The 22,242-nt window shown below is 71.8% G+C and carries 16 protein-coding genes; 13 read left to right on the forward strand and 3 right to left on the reverse strand.

The genetic code is table 11. The features are described 5' to 3' along the window. Positions 1-279 precede the first annotated feature (279 nt). The gene (locus RKD05_RS09250) at positions 280-4,431 is read left to right on the forward strand and encodes a LamG-like jellyroll fold domain-containing protein (RefSeq protein WP_424709570.1); all 4,152 of its coding nucleotides are present in this window, start codon (positions 280-282) and stop codon (positions 4,429-4,431) included. 51 nt (positions 4,432-4,482) lie between these two features. Here RKD05_RS09250 and RKD05_RS09255 read toward each other — a convergent pair whose 3' ends face one another. Both RKD05_RS09255 and RKD05_RS09260 read right to left on the reverse strand, forming a co-directional pair. After that, positions 4,483-5,736 (reverse strand): D-arabinono-1,4-lactone oxidase, encoded by a 1,254-nt coding sequence (locus RKD05_RS09255; RefSeq protein ID WP_424709571.1) that lies wholly within the window; start codon positions 5,734-5,736, stop codon positions 4,483-4,485. Between the two features lie 45 nt (positions 5,737-5,781). Next, entirely contained in the window at positions 5,782-6,699 is a 918-nt protein-coding gene (locus RKD05_RS09260; protein ID WP_424709573.1) for an ROK family protein, read from the reverse strand. A 413-nt stretch (positions 6,700-7,112) separates the two neighbouring features. On the opposite strand from RKD05_RS09260, the gene RKD05_RS09265 reads away from it, so the two are divergent. The 8 genes from RKD05_RS09265 to RKD05_RS09300 all read left to right on the forward strand — a co-directional run bounded on the left by RKD05_RS09265 (position 7,113) and on the right by RKD05_RS09300 (position 16,980). Continuing rightward, positions 7,113-7,598 carry a glutathione peroxidase gene (locus tag RKD05_RS09265; protein WP_022879017.1) on the forward strand — a complete coding sequence of 162 codons (486 nt, stop codon included), beginning with the start codon at positions 7,113-7,115 and terminating at the stop codon, positions 7,596-7,598. Positions 7,599-7,724: 126 nt separating this feature from the next. Then, positions 7,725-8,621 (forward strand): esterase/lipase family protein, encoded by an 897-nt coding sequence (locus RKD05_RS09270; RefSeq protein WP_424709574.1) that lies wholly within the window; start codon positions 7,725-7,727, stop codon positions 8,619-8,621. 102 nt (positions 8,622-8,723) lie between these two features. Beyond that, on the forward strand, positions 8,724-9,911 hold the full coding sequence (xylA, locus tag RKD05_RS09275; protein WP_424709576.1) for a xylose isomerase: 1,188 nt from the start codon (positions 8,724-8,726) through the stop codon (positions 9,909-9,911). A gap of 192 nt (positions 9,912-10,103) precedes the next feature. Continuing rightward, the gene (xylB, locus tag RKD05_RS09280; protein ID WP_424709578.1) at positions 10,104-11,495 is read left to right on the forward strand and encodes a xylulokinase; all 1,392 of its coding nucleotides are present in this window, start codon (positions 10,104-10,106) and stop codon (positions 11,493-11,495) included. 285 nt (positions 11,496-11,780) lie between these two features. Next, complete coding sequence (locus tag RKD05_RS09285) at positions 11,781-12,617, forward strand: class II fructose-bisphosphate aldolase (RefSeq protein ID WP_424709580.1); 837 nt, start codon at positions 11,781-11,783, stop codon at positions 12,615-12,617. Between the two features lie 5 nt (positions 12,618-12,622). After that, positions 12,623-14,065 carry an FGGY-family carbohydrate kinase gene (locus RKD05_RS09290; protein WP_424709582.1) on the forward strand — a complete coding sequence of 481 codons (1,443 nt, stop codon included), beginning with the start codon at positions 12,623-12,625 and terminating at the stop codon, positions 14,063-14,065. Positions 14,066-14,111: 46 nt separating this feature from the next. Further along, positions 14,112-15,569: an FGGY-family carbohydrate kinase gene (locus RKD05_RS09295; protein ID WP_424709584.1), complete on the forward strand. Its 1,458-nt coding sequence runs from the start codon at positions 14,112-14,114 to the stop codon at positions 15,567-15,569. A gap of 67 nt (positions 15,570-15,636) precedes the next feature. Then, positions 15,637-16,980: an FGGY-family carbohydrate kinase gene (locus RKD05_RS09300; RefSeq protein ID WP_424709586.1), complete on the forward strand. Its 1,344-nt coding sequence runs from the start codon at positions 15,637-15,639 to the stop codon at positions 16,978-16,980. 6 nt (positions 16,981-16,986) lie between these two features. Here the strand turns inward: RKD05_RS09300 and RKD05_RS09305 are convergent, their stop codons facing one another. Beyond that, on the reverse strand, positions 16,987-17,733 hold the full coding sequence (locus tag RKD05_RS09305) for a GntR family transcriptional regulator (RefSeq protein WP_424709587.1): 747 nt from the start codon (positions 17,731-17,733) through the stop codon (positions 16,987-16,989). A 238-nt stretch (positions 17,734-17,971) separates the two neighbouring features. Between RKD05_RS09305 and RKD05_RS09310 the strand changes: the two genes are divergently transcribed. The 4 genes from RKD05_RS09310 to RKD05_RS09325 are packed head-to-tail and all read left to right on the forward strand — an operon-like array spanning position 17,972 to position 22,204. Further along, positions 17,972-19,048 (forward strand): sugar ABC transporter substrate-binding protein, encoded by a 1,077-nt coding sequence (locus RKD05_RS09310; protein ID WP_424709589.1) that lies wholly within the window; start codon positions 17,972-17,974, stop codon positions 19,046-19,048. A 37-nt stretch (positions 19,049-19,085) separates the two neighbouring features. Beyond that, positions 19,086-20,591: a sugar ABC transporter ATP-binding protein gene (locus RKD05_RS09315; protein ID WP_424709590.1), complete on the forward strand. Its 1,506-nt coding sequence runs from the start codon at positions 19,086-19,088 to the stop codon at positions 20,589-20,591. Beyond that, a complete protein-coding gene (locus RKD05_RS09320) occupies positions 20,588-21,610 on the forward strand; it encodes an ABC transporter permease subunit (RefSeq protein ID WP_022879226.1) in 1,023 nt (340 codons plus the stop codon). Before RKD05_RS09315 ends, RKD05_RS09320 begins: the two co-directional genes overlap by 4 nt. A 27-nt stretch (positions 21,611-21,637) precedes the next feature. After that, a complete protein-coding gene (locus tag RKD05_RS09325) occupies positions 21,638-22,204 on the forward strand; it encodes an SIS domain-containing protein (protein WP_424709592.1) in 567 nt (188 codons plus the stop codon). The last annotated feature ends 38 nt before the right edge of the window (positions 22,205-22,242 follow it).

Genomic DNA, 22,242 nt, shown 5'->3' on the forward strand with positions numbered 1-22,242 from the left:
ATCGCGGCCGCACGTCCTCGTGTCGGTCGGGGGGTCGAACGGGTTCGACGATTCGATTCCGACCGACCATAAAGACTCCACCGGCCCGAGCGCAAGGTGAATGTGAAGGCTAACGGGAATGTTTTTATCGATATTGACGCGCCGTCCAGCACTCGGTATGTTCTCCGCAGTGTGAGCGCTAACAATGCGCCGACGGGTCCGTAGCATCGTCGCTGCGGAGTCGCACCGGCACCGTAGCCGCGAGCAAGCCCGCCCCCGCACCCGAACGGAGCGTCAACGATGCGCGTCCCCCGTCTGCTCGCCGCCACGGCCATCACGGCCGTCGCGGCGTCGGCGCTGGTCACGACCCCCGCGGCTTTCGCCGCCCCCGTGCCCGCGCCCGACCTGAACTACACGTTCGACACCCTGAGCGGCACGCTCGCCGCCGGGGCAGCGATCCCCGATACCGGTGTGCGCACCCCGCGCGCCGACGGTGTCGTGCGCAACGGCGGGGTGACCGTCGTCCCCGGGGTCACGGGTGCCGCGGACGACAAGGCCATCCACCTCACCGGCGGACGCAACGACGCCGATGCCGTCGCCTCGTACATCGAACTCCCGAACGACATCGTCTCGTCCACCGACACCGCCGTGACGGTCAGCGTCTGGACGAAGTGGGAGGGCGCCGACAACGGCAACTGCCAGCTCGTGTTCGGTCTCGGCCGCTCCACGACGAAGAACCTGCTGTCGTCCACCAGCTGCAACGGCACGTACGGCGCCGTCTCCGACGCGCCGAACGGCGAGCGTCGCGTCGGCGACGGCGGTGCGGCGCTGCCCGTGAACCACTGGGCGAACGTGACGCTCGTGTTCCAGCCCGGGCAGAAGGTGTCGTACTACGTCAACGGCCAGCTCGACGGCGGGAACGCCGAGGCGACCGGCATCGGTCACACCATCGACGCGGCCCTCGGGCAGAACGGTGTGGGCGGCTACCTCGGCCGTTCGTTCTGGGACGACCCGTACTACGCCGGCGCCCTCGACGACGTCCGCATCTGGACCACCGCCCTCTCCGCCGACGAGATCCGCACCGCCGGTGCCGACCAGTACGCCGCGCTCCTTGCATCCGACTCCGTGTCTCTGGGTGACACCTCGCACGTCGACCGCGATCTGACGCTGCCGACCACGTCCGACGGCGGCTCGACCATCACCTGGGCCACGAGCGACGCGAGCGTCGTCGCCGCCGACGGAAGCGTGACGCGTCCCTCCGCTTCGGACGGGGATGCCACGGTCCAGCTGACGCCCACCTTCGCGCTCGGTGGTCAGACGCGCACCGGTGCGCCGATCGACGTCACCGTGGTCGCGCTGTCCGGCACCGAGCAGGAGGAGGCGGTCCGCCAGGTCGCCGACGCGCTACCCTCCCAGGCGGGTCTGTCCGGTGACGTCCGCGGCTCGATCCGTCTGCCGGAGACCGGCGCGGACATCGCCGGCGGGCTCCCTTCCGCGCAGGCCGGGAACGTCGCGATCTCCTGGGCGTCGTCCGACACCGCCGTCATCACCGACACCGACAGCGGTGCCGAGCCCGACGTGATCCGCAAGGGCAGCGTCACCCGCGGTACGACCGACCGCGACGTGACCCTCACCGCCACCGTGACCCTCGGGGCGGCGACCCGCACCGTGCAGCTGCCCGTGAAGGTCCTCGCCGCCACGCAGCACACGCGCGACGACGAGCAGGCGTACATGTTCGTCTACTTCCGCGACAACTCGATCGACGGCGAGAAGATCCGGTTCGCCGTCTCGCAGGGCAACGACGCGCTGAACTGGCGCACGATCAACGACGCGAACCCCGTGCTCGAGTCGACGATGGGCGACCAGGGCCTGCGCGACCCGTTCGTGCTGCGTTCCAAGGAAGGCGACCGCTTCTTCCTGATAGCCACCGACCTGTCCGCCGCGCGGAAGGGCTTCCCGACCGACTACGGCAGCCGCTACCTCGAGATCTGGGAGTCGACCGACCTCGTGAACTGGGGCCAGCAGCGCCACATCCTGGTCTCCCCGCCGACCGCCGGCATGACCTGGGCGCCCGAGGCGCACTACGACCCGACGATCGACGCGTACGTCGTCTACTGGTCGTCCCGCCTGTTCACCTCCGACGACGTCCACACCGACGCCACCGAGGACGGCAACGGGCCGCAGATCCTCATGGCCACCACGCGCGACTTCGTGAACTTCACGCCCGCCGTGCCGTACATCAAATCGCGCGACATCGAGGGGCTCCGCAAAACGAACGCGGGCCTCATCGACACCACGATCCTGGAGCGCGACGGCGTCTACTACCGCTTCACGAAGGGCACCGAGCAGACCGCCTGCCGCCCCGACATCGTGGCGGAGAAGGGCACCGACCTGCGGGCACCGTCCACCTCGGGCGAGTGGACCAAGTTCGACACCTGCCTCTCGGCCAACGCCGGTCTCCCCGAGACCGAGGGGCCGTCGGCGTTCCGCTCGAACCCCGGTGACATCAACGGCGACCGCAACTACGTGTTCGTCGACTGGTACGGCGGCGGCGGGTACATCCCGCTGTACACCGAATCGCTCCAGGAGGGGGAGGTCGACTGGAAGGTGCCGGCGAAGTACTCGCTGCCGCCGTCCCCGCGTCACGGTGTCGCCTTCGGCATCACCCGTGCGGAGCGCGATCGTGTTCTGGCCAAGTGGAACCCCCAAGACGTGGTCACCTCGGTCGCTCCGGTCTCGCTCGAAGTCGCCCCCGGCACGACCTCGGTCGTCCTGCCCACGACCGTGGATGCCACCCGGGGGACCGGCACCGCACCCGTCGGCGTGACCTGGGAAGCGCAGGACCTGTCCTCGCTGAAGGCTCCCGGTGACAGTGTGCAGGTGCGCGGAGCGCTGAACGACGGATCGGCGACCCCCGCGATCGCGACGATCACGGCGGTCGGCACGCCCGTGGCATCCACCTCCGTCACCCTCGGGTACGGCTCGAAGGTGCTCGCACTCGGGGCCACGGCTCCCCTCACAGCGACGGTCGCTCCGGCGAACGCCGATCAGAAGGTGACGTGGAGCTCGAGCAACCCCGCCGTCGTCTCGATCGACGCCTCGGGCACGATCCGCGGCAACTCCGTGGGGGCGGCCGTCGTCACGGCGACGACGATGGACGACCACACGGCGACGCTCACCGTCACCGTCGCGAGGCCCGAGGCCGACCTGCTCCTGCACTACTCCTTCGACGGGGACAACGCGACCACGGACGGTTCGCGGATCACCGACGTCTCGGGTCGCGGCCACGACGCGACGATCCGCGGGGCGGGTGCGACGACCGCCGACGGTGCGCGCGGTGTCGCCGGCGACTCGGCCCTGTCGTTCCCCGGCGGCGCACCGGACTCGACCGCGGCGTACGCCACGATCGGCGGCACGGTCATCCCCGACGGCACGCGCGATCTCACGGTCTCGACGTGGATGAAGTGGGACGGCGGCGCCGCCTGCCAGTGGCCGCTGTCGCTGGGGTCGAGCACGACGAACTACATCTTCACGAGCCCCGACTGCGGCGGTGCCGCCGCGGCGATCAAGGCGGGCTACACCGAGAACAAGTCGGGAGCCGCCGCCCTGACGGCCGGCACGTGGGCGCAGGTCACCCTCGTCCTCACGGGCAAGAAGACCCTGGTGACGTACGTGAACGGCCAGAAGGTGGCCGAGGTCGCGACGATCTTCGACGCCGCCGACCTCGAGGCCCTCGGGGGAGTGAGCGGTCTGCTCGCGAAGTCGCAGTACGCGCCGGACCGCCTCTTCGCCGGTGACCTCGACGACGTGCGCGTGTACGGACGAGCCCTGGATGCCTCCGAGGTGCAGACGCTGTTCACGAAGGGGTCGCTCGTCGACCCGGCGCCGACGCCGACCAGCACGCCGACGCCCACCCCGACACCGACACCGACTCCGACGCCGGAGCCGACGGGGACGCCGACACCGACCCCAACGCCGGAGCCGACCGGGACGCCCACGCCCCAGCCGACCGGCACGCCCACGGCCCAGCCGACGCCGCAGCCCACGGGCGCGCCGGCTCCGGCGGGACCGGTCGTGACGGCGAGTGCCTCGCACGTCGAGCAGGGCGGGTCGTTCACCGTCACGGTGACGGGACTCGCCGCGGGCGAGCAGGTCACGGCGGTGTTGCACAGCCAGCCGCTCGTCGTGGCGGGCATCCCGGTCGCGGGACCGGACGGTGCCGTCACGTTCCGCGTCACCGTCCCGTCGGGTTTCTCGACGGGGGCGCACACGCTGATCCTGACCCGCGGCAGCGGCACGGAGTTCGCTCAGCTCCCCGTCCAGGTCGTGCCGTCGGGCAGCCTCGCGGTGACCGGTTCGAACGTCTCGCTCGGGCTCGGACTCGGTGCCGCAATGATGGTGCTCGCTGGCGCGGTGCTGCTCTGGTACCGCCGCCGCGTCCGTCGCGACTGACCGTCCACACGACGTCGGCCCCGCTCCGTGGGGGAGCGGGGCCGACGTGCGTCACAGCCCGAGCGTGCGCTGCAGGTACGCGTTGCGGAAGACGCCGCGGGGATCGGCCTCGCGCGCCGCGGCGACGAAGTCGGCGGCGTGGGGGAGGGTCGCGCGGATCGTCTCGCCGGGCATCGTGAACGCCTTGCCCCAGTGCGGGCGGGCGTCGAACGGGGCCAGCCGGGCCTCGACAGTCGGCAGAACCGCGGCCACCCCGGCGTTGTCGTTGCGCCACGTGAAGTGGATCGCGAGCACGTCCCGCTGGTACGCGGGGCTCAGCCACAGGTCGTCGGCCGCGACCGTCCGCAGCTCTGTGACGAGCAGAACGGGATCGATCGTGGATGCCACGGCCCGCACCGCCGCGAGCGCTTCGGCCGCGGCATCCAGGGGGACGAAGTACTCGGACTGGATCTCGTCCCCGTCACTGGGGAGGGCCTCGGCGCGGAAGTGCGGGAGGCGCGTGTGCCACGGGCCGGGCGTCCCGCGCTCCGTCGTGTTGCCGACCGTGCGGATGCGTCCGAGGTGCAGGTCGTCGCCGATCGGACGGCCGCCTAGGTCGGTCACGTAGCCCGGTTCCACGTCGGCATCCGTCGTCTTGATCCACACCAGGTCGTGCGCGGGGTCGCCCCACGTCGTGAAGACGCTGACGCTGCGCGAGCTCGCGAAGAGGCGTCGCGGGTCGGCGACGATGTCGTCCCACGCGACGCCCGTGTACGCCTCGGCGGTCACGGTGTAGGTCGGGACGGTGCGCAGTTCCACGGCCGTGACGACGCCGAACGCGCCGAGGCCGAGCGCCGCCGCCGGGAACCACGGGTGCTCACGGTGGACGAGGTGCCGGTGGCCGTCGGCATCCATGATCTCCAGGGCCGTGACGGCGCTCGAGAGGTTGCCGTTCGCGGTGCCGGAGCCGTGGGTGCCCGTCGCGGCGGCGCCGGCGACGGAGATGTGGGGGAGCGAGCCGAGGTTGTGGAGGGCGCGCCCCTCGGCCTCGAGCACGGGCGCGAGCTGCGCGAACGTGACCAGCCCCTCGACGCGGACGCGGTCGCCGTCGACCTCGATCCGCACGGGCAGGTTCTCGAGCGAGAGCAGCGCTGCGTCGGTGTCGCCGACGTCGTTGAACGTGTGCCGGGTCGCCTGCACACGGAGCGAGTCCGCCCCCGTGATCGCGGCCGCGAGCTCGTCGAGGTCGGCGGGCAGCAGCGTCTCGGCGGCGCGGTAGCGGTGGTTCCCGGACCAGTTCGTGCCGGAGGGGCGGGTGTGGGTCATGGGGTCCATCCTGCCTGCGCGCGGGTCGCGGTGGGACCGACGGGATCAGGGCGTCGGGAAGAGCTCGGCCTCGAAGACTGCTTCCGCCGCCCCCACGAGCAGGCGGTTCTCGCCGAGTTCGGCGACGCGCAGCCGCAGGTCCTCCGCGCACGCGGGCATCGTCTGGGCGCGCACGGCCGCGTCGAGACCGTCGAGGTCGAGGGCGGCGAGCGTGGCGAGGAACCCGCCGAGCACGACGACCGCGGGATTCAGCACGTTCGCGGCGTTCGCGAGGGCCGTGGCGAGGATGCGCCGCTGCCGGGCGGTCTCGGCCCGCACGTCCGGATCGTCGGTGGATGCCAGCGCCTCCGCGAGCGCGGAATCGTCCACCGCATCGAGACCCAGGGCGGCCAGGAGTCGCGCGCGGCTGACCTCGTCCTCGAGCACACCGTCGGTGGCGCGGCGGTCGGTGGCATCCACGATTCCGGGCCGGTTCTGACCGAACTCGCCGGCGTAGCCGCCGGCCCCGCCGAGCGGCACCCCGCCGACGATCACGGCCCCGCCGATGCCGCTCGCGCCGCCGTTGAGATAGACGACGTCGTGTGCGCCGCGGGCGGCGCCGAAGAGATACTCGGCCAGCGCGCCGAGCGCCGCGTCGTTGCCCACGCGTGCGGGAAGACCCGTCGCCCGGGTGATGAGGTCGCCGATCGCGGCATCCGTCCACTCCAGGTGCGGCGCGGTGCGGACGAGGCCGTCGGCGGCGCGCACCGGCCCGGGCACGGCGACGCCCACGCCGACCGTGCGGCGCCCGCGGAGGGGACCGTCGGCCCAGACGGTGAGGCGTTCGTCGACGAGTTCGGCCGTGCGCTCGGGGGTGAGCAGCGCGCTCTGCGGAAGGCGCTCGCGCGCCACAGGGGTGCCGTCGAGGGCGAAGGCACCGATGTCGAGCGCGTCGACCTCGGGGTTGACGCCGATCGCGACCACGCGCGGATCCGGGGCCACCGTCGGGGAGGGGCGGCCGACGCGGCCCACCGGGTCGGGGGGCGCGCTCCACGACGAGGCCGTCTCCCACGAGCTCGCCCACGAGGTCGGCGATCGTCGAGCGGTTGAGGCCCGTCGCTTCGGTCAGCGCGGCGCGGGAGCGGGGGCCCTCGCGGTGCACGGTGCGCAGCACGAGCGCGAGATTCGCGCGGCGCATGCCGTCGCCCCTGCTCGCGGTGACCATCCGACCACTGTGCCACGGCCGCGGGTTCCGTGCCGGGAGCGCCCCCGCGTCCCGCTTCCCGCGCCATAAACGCTCCCGCTCGGCAGAAACGCCCGGACGCGGCGTTTCCGCCGAGCGGCGGCGTTTATGGACCGTTCACGCGGCGCATAGCACTCGGTGCCAGAATCAGAACATGGACCTGTCTGGCATCCCGATCACCACCATCCGTGGCGAGCAGACCACCTTCGGTGCCCTCACCGAGGGCAAGGCGGCGCTCGTCGTCAACGTCGCTTCCCGCTGCGGCCTCGCGCCGCAGTACGAAGCGCTCGAGGCGCTGCACAAGAAGTACGCCGACCGCGGTTTCACGGTCATCGGCTTCCCGAGCAACCAGTTCCTGCAGGAGCTCAGCGACGAGGAGAAGATCGCCGAGTACTGCTCCGCCACGTGGGGCGTGACCTTCCCGATGTCCGAGAAGGTCAAGGTCAACGGGCGCAGCGCGCACCCGCTCTACCAGGAGCTCACGCAGACCCCGGATGCCGAGGGCAAGAAGGGGCGCATCTCCTGGAACTTCGAGAAGTTCGTCGTCTTCCCCGACGGCCGCGTCGTGCGCTTCAGCCCCCGCACGCAGCCCGACGCCCCCGAGGTCGTCGCCGCGATCGAAGAGGCGCTGCCGAACTGACGCGCGGCGCGCGGCGCGGTGGACGCTGCGTCGCGTTTCGGTGTCCAAGACACGCGGACCGCACTCCATGGCATCCGCGTGTCTTGGACACTCAACGTGTAACCGCCGGTCGGTAATCTGAGCGCCATGACCGATGCCGTCGTCCTCGTCTCCGGCGGAGCCGCCGTCACCCCCTACACCGACCCCGACCACGCGGCCGCCACGGGTCTCGCGGCGGGCAACACGATGACCGCCCTCCGCGCGCACTTCCTCGCCCGTGGCATCCGCGTCTTCACGGCTCCCGCCCGCATCGGTGCGGGAGAGGTGCGGGAGGATGCCGGATGGCAGGGCTTCTCCGACGTGCCGGTCGTGCTGCCCGCCGAGGTCACGATCAACGCCGTCGGCCGCGTCGACGACGCCGGCGTCGCGCTCGCCGGATTCCTGCGGCACCTCGCCGCGGAGGACGGCGTCGGCAGCGTCGCGCTCGTCGGGCACTCGATGGGCGGGCTGTTCTCGCGCGCCGCGATCCGCGAGCTGGGTTCTGACGCTCCGCGCGTCGAGCGCCTCGTGACGCTCGGCACCCCGTGGGACGGCTCGGTGCTCGGCGACTTCCTCGACGACGAGATCTCCGAGGCCGACGCCCACGGAGATCCGGCGACGCTGAAGATCTTCGCCGAGGTGCGTCCGTACGCGGATGCCAACTCCCAGGGCGCCGCGGCCGAGGTGTCGCGGCGGTTCCTGCGGAACTGGAACGACGCGCAGGCGGGCGTGCTGGACGGCATCCCGGTGACCGCCATCGGCGCGGGCTACTTCGCCGCGGCGGCCGAGCCGGTGCAGCTGTGGCCGCACGACGGCCTCGTGTCGATGACGAGCGGACGCGCGGACGAGGTGCCCGCCGCCGTCCTGCCCGAGGTCAAGCGGCACTCGTTCCCCGACCACGTCCACAGCATCTTCTTCGCCGAGGGATTCGGCCTGCCCTGGGAGCGGGCGCTGACCTGGGACCCCGCGGTGTTCGCGGTGGTGGACGGAGCGCTCGGGCTCTGACGCGGGGGCTGGACGCCGCGGCATCCGGGGTATATGTTGTGAGAACCAACAAAACCTCGTGCGGCGGCGATCCACCGTGCGCATCCATGCGAAGGAGCAGGAATGCCCACCCCCACCCGTGACGACAAGTTCTCGTTCGGTCTCTGGACCGTCGGCTACAACGGCACCGACCCGTTCGGCGGACCCACCCGCAAGCCGCTCGACGTCGTCCACGTCGTCGAGAAGCTCGCCGAGCTCGGTGCCTACGGCCTGACGTTCCACGACGACGACCTGTTCGCCTTCGGCTCCACCGACGCCGAGCGTCAGACGCAGATCGACCGTCTGAAGGGTGCCCTGGATGCCACGGGCCTCATCACCCCGATGGTCACCACCAACCTCTTCTCGGCCCCGGTCTTCAAGGACGGCGGCTTCACCTCCAACGACCGTCAGGTGCGCCGCTTCGCGCTGCGCAAGGTCCTGCGCAACCTCGACCTCGCCGCCGAGCTCGGTGCGAAGACGTTCGTCATGTGGGGCGGCCGCGAGGGCGCCGAGTACGACTCCGCGAAGGACATCCGCCAGGCGCTCGAGCGCTACCGCGAGGCCGTGAACCTCCTCGGCGACTACGTCACCGACAAGGGCTACGACATCCGCTTCGCCATCGAGCCGAAGCCGAACGAGCCCCGCGGCGACATCCTGCTGCCGACCCTCGGCCACGCGATCGCGTTCATCGACTCGCTCGAGCGCCCCGAGCTCGTGGGCCTCAACCCCGAGGTCGGGCACGAGCAGATGGCGGGCCTGAACTTCGCCGCGGGCATCGCCCAGGCGCTCTACCACGGCAAGCTCTTCCACATCGACCTCAACGGTCAGCGCGGCATCAAGTACGACCAGGACCTCGTGTTCGGCCACGGCGACCTGCACAACGCGTTCGCGCTCGTCGACCTGCTCGAGAACGGCGGCCCCGGCGGCATCCCGGCCTACGACGGCCCGCGCCACTTCGACTACAAGCCCTCGCGCACCGAGGACGAGTCGGGCGTGTGGGACTCGGTCTCGGCCAACATGAACACCTACCTGCTGCTCAAGGAGCGCGCCGCGGCGTTCCGCGCCGCCCCCGAGGTGCAGGAGGCTCTGGAGGCCGCGAAGGTCCTCGAGCTCGCGCAGCCGACGCTCAACGAGGGCGAGTCGTACGACGACCTGCTCGCCGACCGCTCGGCCTACGAGGACTTCGACACCGACGCGTACCTCGGCGGCAAGGGCTTCGGCTTCGTCCGTCTGCAGCAGCTCGCGACCGAGCACCTGCTCGGCGCACGCTGATCCCGGGAGGGGCCTGGATGCCATGGCATCCGGGCCCCTCTCCTCAGCGTTGAGTGTCCAAGACACGCGGATGCGGTCGCGCGTGATCCGCGTGTCTTGGACACTGAACGGTGGTGGGGCGCCGACCCGGCGGGGGCGGCGGCGGAACGAGGCGCCGGCCAGAGCCGGGCGGCGCGAACAGAGGGAGTGAGCATGGCGCTCGTCGTGGGAGTCGATTCGTCGACGCAGTCGTGCAAGGTCGTCGTGGTCGACGCCGAGACCGGGCGGGTGGTCCGCGAGGGGCGCGCGTCGCACCCGGCCGGAACGTCGGTCGATCCGGAGGCGTGGTGGATCGCGCTCCAGGATGCCATCGCGCAGGCCGGCGGCCTCGACGACGTCGCGGCGGTCTCGATCGCGGGACAGCAGCACGGCATGGTCGCGCTCGACGCGGAGGGGCGTGTCATCCGCGACGCGCTGCTGTGGAACGACACCCGCTCGGCGCAGGCCGCGGCCGACCTCATCGCCGAGGTGGGCGCCGAGGCGTACGCCGAACGCACGGGCGTCGTGCCCGTGGCCTCCTTCACGGCCACGAAGCTCCGGTGGCTGCGGGATGCCGAACCCGAGAACGCGGCGCGCGTCGCCGCGGTGGCGCTGCCGCACGATTGGCTGACGTGGCGGCTCCGCGGCTTCGGTCCGGGCAACGCCGACTTCACCGAGCTGACGACCGACCGCTCGGATGCCTCGGGAACGGCCTACTGGGGTGCCGACGGCTACGACCGCGAGCTGCTCGAGCGCGCGCTCGGACACGACGCGGTGCTGCCGCGCGTGCTCGAGCCGTGGGAGAGCGCCGGGTCGCTCGCGGGCGGCGCGCTCGTCGGGCCCGGCGCGGGCGACAATGCCGGCGCGGCGCTGGGTCTCGGCGCGGGCGTCGGCGACGTCGTCGTGTCGCTCGGCACGTCCGGCACGGTGTTCGCGGTGACCGACCACGTCGTCCGGGACACCTCTGGTGCCGTCGCCGGATTCGCGGATGCCACGGGCCGATTCCTGCCGCTCGTCGCGACGCTCAACGCCGCCCGCGTGCTCGACGCGTTCGCCGGGCTCCTCGGCGTCTCGCACGACGAGCTCGGCGCACTCGCCCTCCAGGCCGAGCCGGGTGCCGACGGCGTCGTGCTCGTGCCGTGGTTCGAGGGCGAGCGCACCCCGAACCTGCCGCACGCGAAGGCCTCGCTGACAGGTCTGACCCTGGCATCCACGACCCGCGCGAACTTCGCCCGCGCGGCGATCGAGGGGATGCTCAGCGGCCTGGCCGTGGGGCTCGAGGCGATCCAGGCGCAGGGCGTCGAGGTGCGGCGCGTGCTGCTCATCGGCGGGGCCGCGGCGAACGAGGCCGTCGCGCGGATCGCCGCGCAGGTGTTCGACGCCGAGATCGTCGTGCCGGCCGCGGGCGAGTACGTCGCGCTCGGCGCCGCGCGTCAGGCCGCGGGCGTGCTCGCCGGTGGTCCGGTGGAGTGGACCGTCGCGACGGCCCGCGCCGTCGACCCGGACTTCCGCCCCGGAATCCGCGCGCTCTACGACGAGGTCGCCGCGCTCCGCGCCCGCGAGTAGCGCCCCGCCCGGCTCGGGTCCCCTGACGCCGAGACGGCATCCGCCTGACGAAACCGCCGCACGCCGCGGCCCTTTCGTCGGCCGGATGCCGTCTCGGCGTTTCTCGTGTGCGCGGGCGGAACCGTGCGCGGGCGGAACGCGCAGCAACAAAACTGTACGTACAGACTGGACGATATGGACGTTACGTATTACGCTGACACCGAAGCGGGCACGGCTCGCTCACGGAGGGGCGCGGGGAGCCGTTCGGGCTGAGCGCCCTCCGTCGCCGTCAACGGAAGGAAGCCGATGGCACTGGTCAGCGGTCACGACGTCATCCGAGAGTGCACCGCCCGCGGGCTGGTCGCGGGAGCGTTCAACACCACGAACATCGAGACGACGATGGGCATCGTCGACGCCGTCGAGCGGGTGGGCGTGCCGACCTTCATCCAGGTCGCGCCCACGAACGTGAAGCTGTCCGGGTACGAGTACATCTACGACACCGTGGCGCGTCGCCTGGCCGACTGCCCCGTGCCGGTGGCGCTGCACCTCGACCACGGCAAGTCCCTGGATGCCGTCGAGGCGGCGCTCGCGGCCGACTTCACGTCGATCATGATCGACGCCTCCGAGGAACCGTTCGCCGAGAACGTCGCCGTGTCGGCACGGGCGCGCGAGATGTGCGGCGCGGAGGTCGCCCTGGAGGCCGAGCTCGGCAGCATCGGCGGCAAGGAGGACGACGTCGCTCCCGAGTTCGCCAGCACCACGAACCCGGCCCAGGTGGCGGAGTTCGTCGCGGCGGTGCGGTGCGACATGCTCGCCGTCTCGGTCGGCAACGTGCACGGCTACGCCCCGAACGCCCGCATCGACTTCGACCTCCTCGCCCGCGTGCGCGAGCAGAGCCCCGTTCCGCTCGTCATCCACGGCGGTTCCGGGCTCCCCGCCGAGCAGCTCGGGCGGCTCGCCGAGTTCGGCGTCGTCAAGGTCAACGTCGCCAGCGACCTGCGCAACGCGATGATCCGCTCGTTCGGCGAGGCCTACGCGGCGAACCCCCACGAGAACTCGCTCATCCGGGTCTCGCTCGACGCCGTCGCCGCGATCACCGACGTCGTCGAGCGCCGCATCCGCATGCTCAACCCCTCGGTCTGACGCTCATGACCCCCACGATCACGGTCGACATCGGCACGACGAGTATCAAGCTCTGCCTGTTCGACGCCGAGGGCGGCCTCCAGGCCGCCGACCGCTGCGCCACGCCCACCCGGCGAGACGCGTGGGGGGAGGTCTACGACACGGACGCGGTGATGGATGCCGTTCGCTCCTTCGTCGACGCGCTCGATCCGGCCGCGCGGCGCTCGGTGCAGTGCATCGCGATCGCCGGCGTGGGGGAGTCCGGCGGTCTCGTCGACCCCGACCTGTCGCTCGTGTCGCCGATGATCCTGTGGCACGACCACCGCGGTGCGGATCTGCTCACAGGTCTGACCGAGGCCGATCGCGCCCGGATCTACGCGGTGACCGGGCTGCCGGTCAACGCCAACTACGCCCTGTCGAAGGTGGCGTGGGCGCTCGCGCACGCCGAGCGGTCGACGGCGGCCGCGCAGTGGCTGAACGTCTCGGAGTACGTCGCGGCGCTCCTCACGGGGCGGCGCTGGGCGGAGCCGTCTCTGGCGAGCCGCACGATGGCGCTCGACCTCGTCGGGCGTCGCTGGTCGCGCGAGGTGTGCGGGCTGTTCGGCGTCGACCCGGGCGTGTTCCCGCCGTTGCGGGCGGCGTCGGAGGGCGTCGCGATGGATCCGGCGACGGCGCGGGCCTGGGGTCTCGACGAGGTGACCGTGCACGTCGCCGGCCACGACCACATGGTGGGGGGAGCGGGTGCCGATCTGCGCCCCGGCGAGGTGCTCGATTCCACCGGCACCACGGAAGGCGTCCTCGCCCTGCTGCGTACCCCGCGCCTGGATGCCGGGACCGCGGCGACGAAGGTCGCGGGCGGACTCGCGTGCGACGGCGACGGCTTCACCCTCTTCGCCTCGATCCCGACGGGCGGGTCGGCCTTCGCGACGCTCCGCACCCTTTTGGACCGGGAGCCTTACGAGCTCGCCGATCTCGTGGCGCGCGCCCATCGCGACTGGGTCCTCGGGTCCGTCGACCTCGACCGGCTTCCCCTCGTGCTGCCGCAGTTCCGCGGCAGCCCGCCGCCCCGCAAGGATGCCACCGCGCGCGGCGCGATCGCGGGGCTGCAGACCGACACGACCGCCGTCGAGCTCGTGCTCGCGTGCTTCCTCGGGATGGTCCGCCAGTTCGCGGAGGTGTGGGAGCTGTTCGATCTCGAGCTCGACCGGGTCAAGGTCATCGGCCCCGCGAGTGCGAATCCGCTGTGGCTGCAGCTCAAGGCCGATTACCTGGGCGTTCCGTTGAGCGTGTCGGGTTTTCCCGAGGTCGTCTCGCGCGGCGCGCAGGCCCTGGCTCATGGCATCCGCTCGCCCTGGAGTGCGTCGGAGCCGCGCGACGTCCCGCCCGACACCGCCCGCACGGCGGAGCTGGCGGCGTGGCGCGCACGAACGGCCGCCCGCTGGGCGCACCTCGCGGAGATGCCCGCATGAGCCGCGCGGCCGGGCGCCCCTGTTTCTTCGAACGAAAGGCGTGGCAATGAGGCTCGTCGCCGGAATCGACTCGTCCACCCAGAGCTGCAAGGTCACCGTCCGTGACCTCGACACCGGACGCCCGGTGCGAGAGGGGTCTGCGCCGCACCCCCCGCAGACGATCGTCGACCCCGAGGTCTGGTGGGACGCCTTGTTGGCGGCCGTCCGCGCGGCCGGGGGGCTCGACGACGTGCTCGCCGTCTCCGTGAGCGGTCAGCAGCACACCCCGATCTTCCTCGACGCGCGGGGCGTGCCCACCGCGCTGTCGCCGCTGTGGAACGACCTCGGTTCGCACCCGCACATGGTCGCGCTGAACGCCGAGCTCGGGCGCGACACGTGGATCCGTCGCACGGGACTGCCGCTGACGCTGTCCGACACGGTCGTGAAGGCCCGGTGGCTCCGGGACGAGCAGCCGGATGCCGCCGCCCGCACGGCGGCGATCGCGGTCGTGCACGACTGGCTGACGTGGCGGCTGGCCGGCCACGGTCCGGGCGCGGGCGACATCGAGGCGCTGGTCACCGACCGCTCCGAGGCCTCCGGCACCGGCTACTGGTCGCCCGAGACGGGCGAGTACGAGCGCGATCTCGTCGTCCACGCCCTCGGGCACGACGTCGTGCTTCCGACGGTGCTCGGACCCCGCGCGACGGCGGGCCGGACGGGACGGGGGCTCCCCGGCATCCCCGAGGGGATCCCGATCGGCGTCGGCAGCGGGGACAACGCCGCCGCGGCCCTCGCCCTCGGACTCGAGGAGGGGGATGCCGTCCTCAGCCTCGGCACCTCGGGTGTGGTCTACGCGCGCACCGCGCATGCCGTCCACGACTACGCGGGGTACGTCTGCAACTACGCGGATGCCACGGGCGGCCACCTTCCGCTCGTGGCGACGCTCAACGCCGCGCGGAACCTGCAGGTCGGCGCCGAGATCCTGGGCTGCTCGCACGACGAGCTCGCCGAGCTCGCGCTGTCGGCCGAACCCGGCGCGGACGGCCTCACGCTGCTGCCGTACTTCGAGGGGGAGCGCACGCCCGACCTCCCGCACGCCCGCGGAGCCGTGCTGGGTGCGACACTGACGAACTTCACGCGCGCGAACCTCGCCCGCGCGATCGTCGAGGGGACGGTGGCGAGCCAGGTGGCGATGCTGGACGCGCTCGACGCCTGCGGCGTGCACGCGCGTCGGCTCCTCGTCATCGGCGGCGCGGCGAAGAACCCCGCCGTGCAGCGGGTGCTCGCCGAGCTGGTCGTCCTGCCGATCCACGTGCCCACCGCCGACGAGTACGTGGCCAAGGGGGCCGCGATGCAGGCCGCGGTCGCGCTCACCGGCGACTTTCCCGCGTGGCCCGTGGAGCTCGAGCGCATCCCCGCGGCGGAGCCGGCACCCCGCATCCGCCGTCAGCACCACGACGCCCAGGTCGCCCTGGGGTACGTCGTCCCCGCGCCGTCCGGCGTCACGGCTCCCGCGCCGGTCTGAACCGGGGTTCGCTAGGGTCGAAAGGGGACCGCCGCACGGTCCTCGCTTCGCTGGGGAGGGTTCGACGGTGACGTCTCGATCGCGCATCCCCGTGGCCGTCGGCATCGACGTCGGCAGCACGAACACGAAGGTCGTCGCGATCGCCGGAGAGGGCGCCGTGGTCGCCCGGGCCAGCAGACCGACCCGTCGCGCGGGCGGCGACCTCGCCATCGATGCCCGCGCCCTCGTCGCGGCGATCGAGGACATGGTCGTCGAGGTCTGCGGCGGCGGACGCGAGCTGCACGCGCTGTGCGTCGCCGGAATCGGGGAGGACGGCGTCCTGGTCGACGCGGACCTGACGCCGCTCGTCCCGGCGCTGGCGTGGTTCGACCCGCGGCGGCACGAGGTGTTCCGGCGACTGCGCCCCGCCCTCGTCGGCGACGAGACCCTCGACGTCGACACCGACGCGGTCCGCACGCTCGTGGGGTGGAGCTGGGCGAGGGCGCAGTCCGGTGCGGATCGCGCGGCGGCGTGGATCGCCCTCACCGACCTGCCGGCGGTGCTGTGGACCGGGCGTCCGTTCCTCAGCGACACCCTGGCACCGCGCACCGCCGCGTGGCGCAGCCGCGACCGCGCGTGGGACGCCGACAGGGTGTCCCTCGCGCTCGGCGACGCGCGGCTGCTGCCCCCGGTCCTGCGCACGGGCGAGATCGTCGGCGCCATCCGGTCGCGGCGCCTCCACGAGGCGGGAGTCGTGGCCCCGGATGCCGTCGCCGTCGTCGGCGGCCACGACCACCCGATCGGGGGGTGGGGCGTGCAGCTCATGGTCCCCGGTGCGGTCCTGGACTCGATGGGCACCGCCGAGGTCGTGGTCGCGCAGACCCGCATCGCGTGCGTTCGCGGCGAGGATCACGTCGACCTGGCTCCCGGCATCCGGTCCGAAGGGAGCACGCTGCTGCGTGTCGAGGAACTCGCCCGGAACGTGCAGTGGGCCTCCCGCGACCCCGACGTCGCCCGGGCCATCCGGCACCTGCTCATCGGCCGCGCGCAGCCCCTCGAGCTGTGGGACTCGGGCTTCTTCGTGCCGGGCGAGCGCGGCGGCGGGGAGCCGACGTACGCCCCGGACGCCCCGGCGGATCCGCTCGTGCGGGCGTCGGCTGTGCTGGGCGCGCTCGCCGTCGCCGGGCGCGACGCGGTGGACGCGGTGCGCGGCGACGTGGGCGGAGTGGGTGAGGTGCGGGTCGCGGGAGGCTGGGTGCGGTCGCCCGGGTGGATCGCGATCAAGTCGGCCGTCAACGGCGTTCCCGCGGTCCCGGTGCTCGAGCCCGAGGTCACCGCGGTCGGGGCCGCCCTCCTCGCGGCGACCGCGTGCGGGTGGCATCCCGACCCGATCGACGCCCTCGGCGGGTTCGCGACGGGGATGCTCGGCTGAGCGCGATCAGCTCGCGGCGACGCTCACCTCGAGCGGGATGACGTCGGTGAGCACCCACGTCTCGTAGTAGTCGAACCGGGTGCCGTCGGCGGCCCACGACAGCGACCGGACGCGCAGCACGGGGTGGTCGACGCCGACCTCGAGGTGCGCCGCGACCTCGGGCGGGGCGGGGAGGGCGTGGATGACGCGCTGCGCGCCGCTGCTGACGAACCCGGCGGCCCGGAGGTGGCCGTTGAGCGACGCGGAGCCGTCGAGGACACCCGCCTCGGACTCGATCGTGCGGCCCACCTCGCGCGGGAACCAGTTCGTGCTGAACATGGCCTTCGTGCCGTCGAGGGAACGCACGCGTTCGAGGGCGAACACGTCGGCTCCGTCGGGAGTGCGCAGGGCCTCGGCGACGTGGGCGTCGGGGGTCACGTACCCGGCGCGCACCACCTCGGTCGTGATCCCCGTGCGCCCGTGCCGCAGCTGGGACTCGAGGAAACCTTCCTGCACGGTCCATCCCGCGGTCTGCCCCGGCACGCTCGCGAAGACGCCACGGCGGGGGATGCGGTGCGCGTACCCCTCGTTCTCGAGCTTCGTGAGGGTCTGGCGCACGGTCGCCCGCGACAGACCGAACTCGCGGCACAGCTCGAGTTCGCTCGGCAGGCGCTCCTCCTCGGCGATGTCGCCGTGGGTGATGCGCTCGCGCAGGATCTCGAAGAGCTGCTCGTAGTACGGCACGGGGGAGACCCGTTCGATGGTGTGCGCCACGTGATCCTCCTCGTCGTGCGCGTCGTTGCGCGTTCCCGTCGTACGTTTGATTCCGACTGTACAGACGGTGCGGATACCCGACCCGCATCGTCGTCGTCCGGAACCCCCGCCGAACGAGTTTCGATTGACACTGTACATTCTGTACGTACAACACGTACGATACGTGCAGGACCTCGATCCTGCATCCCGAAACGCCACCGGCCCCCAGAGGCTTCTGCACTTCAGAGAGGAAGTACGCATGCGAACTTCACCCATCACCGGACTCGCGCTCCTCGGCGCGGGCGCCCTGCTCCTCGCCGGCTGCTCCGGCGCGGCATCCACCGACTCCGGTGCCGCCGGCGGCGACGCGAACCCCGCCGACACCCCGCTGAGCTACTCGCAGCCGCACACCGACCCCTTCCAGAACGCCGAGAACGTCGGCTCCATGGAACGCTTCGCCGAGCTCGGCTACGCCACGATCCCGGCGACCAACGCCGACCGCGACGCGGCGCAGCAGATCACCGACATCCAGACCCTCATCAACAAGGGCGCCAAGGGCCTCGTGATCTCCGTCGGCGACGCCGACGCCATCGTCCCGGCCATCGAGTACGCCAACGACTCCAGCGTGCCGATCGTCGCGATCGACGAAGCGCCCGCCTCCGGCAAGATCGCCATGATCGTCCGCGCAGACAACGTCAAGATGGGCGAGCTCGCGTGCGAGGAGATGGGCAAGCGCGTCGCCGCGGATGCCGTCGTCATCACCCTCGACGGCGACCCGGTCACCTCGAACGGCCGCGACCGCACCAACGGCTTCAACGACTGCATGAAGCAGAAGTACCCGAACGTCAAGCTCGTCAACGTCGCCACCGAGTGGGACCCGGCGAAGGCGGCCGCCGGCATCGAGACCGCGCTCAACCAGTACGGCAACGTCGCGGGCATCTACAACCAGAGCGACGCGACGTTCTTCCCGACGATCCTCGACACCCTCAAGTCCGCCGGCAAGCTCGTCGCCGCCGGACAGCCGGGTCACATCGTCCAGGTCTCGGTCGACGCCAGCCCCATGGCGATGACCGCGATCCGGGACGGATGGCTGGATGCCGCTGTCGCGCAGCCGATGACCGACTACATCGACTACGGCGTGGACTACCTCACGCGCGCGATCAAGGGCGAGACGTTCAAGCCCGGCAACACCGACCACGGCAGTGTCATCGAGGAGCGCAACGGCAACCTCGTCGACCTGCTGCCCACCCCGGTCGTGACCAAGGACAACGTGGAAGACCCGAACCTGTGGGGCAACAAGCAGTTCGCCCTCGACGCGTTCGGCGCCACCAAGTAATCCGGCCCTACCACGACACCCCCGAGACGGAGACGTCATGACCACCCCATCGACCACCGTGCCCGCCATCCAGATCGACGGCGTCAGCAAGACCTACGGTGCGACGAAGGCGCTTCAGGACGTCTCCGTCTCGATCCTCCCCGGGCAGGTGCACGGGCTGATCGGGCGCAACGGCGCCGGCAAGTCCACGCTCCTGCGCATGATCACGGGCCTGGAGACGCCGGACACCGGAACAGTGAGCTTCTTCGGTGAGGCCGCGCCCCCGGCATCCGATCCCAAGGCCTGGCAGCAGCGCGTCGCCTGCGTCTACCAGCGCCCCTCGGTATTCGCCAACCTCACCATCGCCGAGAACCTCTTCGCGGGACGCCTGCCCACCGCGGGGGCACGGGTGTCGTGGAAGAAGATGCAGTCCGAGGCCGAGCGGATCCTCGACGAGTGGAACATCCGCCTCGACCCCCGGATGCTGCTCTCGGACGCCCCGATCGAGGAGCGCCAGATGCTCACGATCGCCAAGGCACTCGAGGCGGGCACCCGCATCGTGCTGCTCGACGAGCCGACCGTGCAGCTCGAGGGCGCGGCCATCCGACGCCTGTTCGACAAGGTGCAGGAGCTGCAGCAGCAGGGCGTGACGTTCGTCTTCGTCTCGCACTTCCTACGCGAGGTCACCGCGATCTGCGACTCCGCGACGGTGCTCCGCGACGGCAAGCTGCTGTGGTCGCGTCTGGGCGACGAGATCCGCTCCGACGATCTCGTCGAGGCGCTCCTCGCCGGGCAGGAGCAGCGCCGCCACCGCGCCGAGAGCATCGCCCCCGACGAGGATGCCGCGCCCGCGGTGCAGCTGCGCTCGGCGAGCGAGAAGGAGGGGGCGTTCACGGACATCAGCCTCTCGGTCGCGCCCGGCGAGCTCGTCGCGATCGGCGGCGTGGGCGGTTCGGGCAAGTACTCCGTCGGCGAGGCGATCGCCGGCCTGCGGCGGCTCGCGTCCGGCGAGGTCGTCGTCGCGGGCGATCCCATCCGCACCGGCGACGTCAAGGCCAGCCAGCGCGCCGGCATCGGCTTCGTCCCCGCGGACCGCCACCGCGACGGCTACGTCCCGCAGCTCAGCGTCGCCGAGAACATGACCATGGGCATCATGGACCAGCTCGCCCCGGCGGGCGTGTTCTCGCCGCGGAAGCAGACGGCCCTGTCGCGCGACCTCATCGCCGACGTCGCGCTCGTCCCGCCGGACCCCTCGCTCGCGGTGTCCGGACTCAGCGGCGGCAACCAGCAGAAGGTCGTGCTCGCCCGCGCCCTGGCCCGCAAGCCCCGCGTGCTCGTGCTGATCTCGCCCACCGCGGGCGTCGACATCGCCGCGAAGGACGCGATCTACGGCCTCATGCTGCGCGCTCTCGCCGACGGCGTCGCCGTCGTCCTCATCTCCGACGACGTCGAGGAACTGCTGGTCAGCTCTCGCGTCCTCATCATGCGCGAGGGCCGCATCTCGGCCGAACTCGCCGACCCCACCGAAGAAGACATCGTTCGAGCCATCGAAGGCCTGGAGTGAACATCGTGCGTACCACCGTCGTCCGAACCCCCGCCCCCGCGACCAACCCCGTGATGCGCACGGTCGTGAAGAACGTGCGCGAGCTGAGCGTCCTGCCGGGCCTCATCATCGTCGCGATCGTCGGCGCGGTGGTCAGTCCCGCGTTCCTGTCGGCCGCGAACCTGACGCTGATCCTGCGGCAGTCCGCCGAGCTCGGCATCGTCGTGATCGGCCTGACCTTCATCCTCATCACCGGCAAGCTCGATATCTCGCTCGAATCCACCGTGGGCCTCGCCCCGATGGTCGCCGCGTGGCTCATGGTGCCCGCCGCGATGGGCGGCCTCGGATCCGAGGTCGGCCCCGGCGTCGCGATCCTGGTCACCCTCGCGATCGGCGTCGTCATCGGGTTGATCAACGGCTTCCTCGTCGTGAAGGTCAAGCTCGATCCGTTCATCGTCACGCTGGCGATGCTGATCCTGCTCCGCGGCATCACGCTCGGCGTGAGCCAGGGCAAGACCCTCGCCGGTCTCCCCGAGGCGTTCCGCTACGTCGGCTCGGCCCGCTGGGCCGGTATCCCCGCCGCGATCTGGATCACCGGCATCCTGTTCCTCGTCGCCGGGCTCGTCCTCCGCTACACCGCGTGGGGCCGTGCGCTCTACGCGATCGGCGGCAACGCGGACGCGGCGCGGGCCGCCGGCATCCGAGTGGATGCCGTGCTCATCACCGCCTTCGTCGTGGCCAGCGCGCTCGCCGCCTTCGCCGGCATGATGCTCGCTGGACGCCTCGCCTCGGTCACCAGCGGCATGGGCGACAACCTCATCTTCAGTGCGCTCGCCGCCGCGGTCATCGGCGGCGTGCAGCTCAACGGCGGGCAGGGACGCATCGTCGGCGCGCTCATGGGCGTGCTGCTGCTGGGTACCCTGACCAACGTGCTGACGCTCGCGGGCGTCCCCACCTTCTGGATCAACGCGGTGTACGGCGCGGTCATCCTCCTCGCGCTGCTCGTCGGCCGCTGGGGCGGCCGCACCAGCACCCGCTGACCCGGCAGACGAAAGAAAGGACCGCTCATGTCGGAATTCCAGGAGATCAGCTCGACCGTTGTCGCGGAACTCGGCGAGGTGTTCCGCCGCGTCCCCGAGGAGAACATCGAGGCCGCCCTCGACGCCCTCGAGAAGCACCCGCGCATCTTCGTGCTCGGCATCGGCCGCGAGGGCCTCGGGTCGAAGGCGTTCGCGATGCGCCTGACCCACTTCGGCAAGACCGTGCACTGGGGCTGGGACGACACCACGCCCGCCGTCACCGCCGACGACCTGTTCATCATGCCGTCGGGGCCGGCGAACATCCCGCACCTGCACTACATCGCCGAGCAGGTCAAGAAGACCGGCGCGACGCTGCTCGTGGCCACGGCCGTCCCGGACGGCCCCACTGCGCAGCTCGCCGACATCGTGCTGACCGTCCCCGCGCACACCTACGGTGCCGACGACCCGAGCGGTCTCGTGCCGACGATCCAGGCGATGGGGAGCCTCTTCGAGCAGTCGCTCTGGATCTTCTGGGACGTGCTGTACCTCATGCTCGTGCGCCGCACCGGCGCGAAGTTCGAGGACCTCGTGGCTCGGCACCGCAACTTCGAGTAAGGCCGGGTGGGTCGGGGCGGTCGGTGCGGGTGCGGGCG

Source organism: Microbacterium sp. SLBN-111, assembly GCF_049739645.1.
In the GTDB taxonomy this organism is placed as follows: Bacteria; Actinomycetota; Actinomycetes; order Actinomycetales; family Microbacteriaceae; genus Microbacterium.

What these genes read in the sequence shown, in the direction of transcription:
- RKD05_RS09250 (WP_424709570.1), top strand. Translation starts at nt 280, where the DNA reads ATGCGCGTCCCCCGTCTGCTCGCCGCCACGGCCATCACGGCCGTCGCG.
- RKD05_RS09255 (WP_424709571.1), bottom strand. Translation starts at nt 5,736, where the DNA reads ATGACCCACACCCGCCCCTCCGGCACGAACTGGTCCGGGAACCACCGC.
- RKD05_RS09265 (WP_022879017.1), top strand. Translation starts at nt 7,113, where the DNA reads ATGGACCTGTCTGGCATCCCGATCACCACCATCCGTGGCGAGCAGACC.
- RKD05_RS09270 (WP_424709574.1), top strand. Translation starts at nt 7,725, where the DNA reads ATGACCGATGCCGTCGTCCTCGTCTCCGGCGGAGCCGCCGTCACCCCC.
- xylA (WP_424709576.1), top strand. Translation starts at nt 8,724, where the DNA reads ATGCCCACCCCCACCCGTGACGACAAGTTCTCGTTCGGTCTCTGGACC.
- xylB (WP_424709578.1), top strand. Translation starts at nt 10,104, where the DNA reads ATGGCGCTCGTCGTGGGAGTCGATTCGTCGACGCAGTCGTGCAAGGTC.
- RKD05_RS09285 (WP_424709580.1), top strand. Translation starts at nt 11,781, where the DNA reads ATGGCACTGGTCAGCGGTCACGACGTCATCCGAGAGTGCACCGCCCGC.
- RKD05_RS09290 (WP_424709582.1), top strand. Translation starts at nt 12,623, where the DNA reads ATGACCCCCACGATCACGGTCGACATCGGCACGACGAGTATCAAGCTC.
- RKD05_RS09295 (WP_424709584.1), top strand. Translation starts at nt 14,112, where the DNA reads ATGAGGCTCGTCGCCGGAATCGACTCGTCCACCCAGAGCTGCAAGGTC.
- RKD05_RS09310 (WP_424709589.1), top strand. Translation starts at nt 17,972, where the DNA reads ATGCGAACTTCACCCATCACCGGACTCGCGCTCCTCGGCGCGGGCGCC.
- RKD05_RS09315 (WP_424709590.1), top strand. Translation starts at nt 19,086, where the DNA reads ATGACCACCCCATCGACCACCGTGCCCGCCATCCAGATCGACGGCGTC.
- RKD05_RS09325 (WP_424709592.1), top strand. Translation starts at nt 21,638, where the DNA reads ATGTCGGAATTCCAGGAGATCAGCTCGACCGTTGTCGCGGAACTCGGC.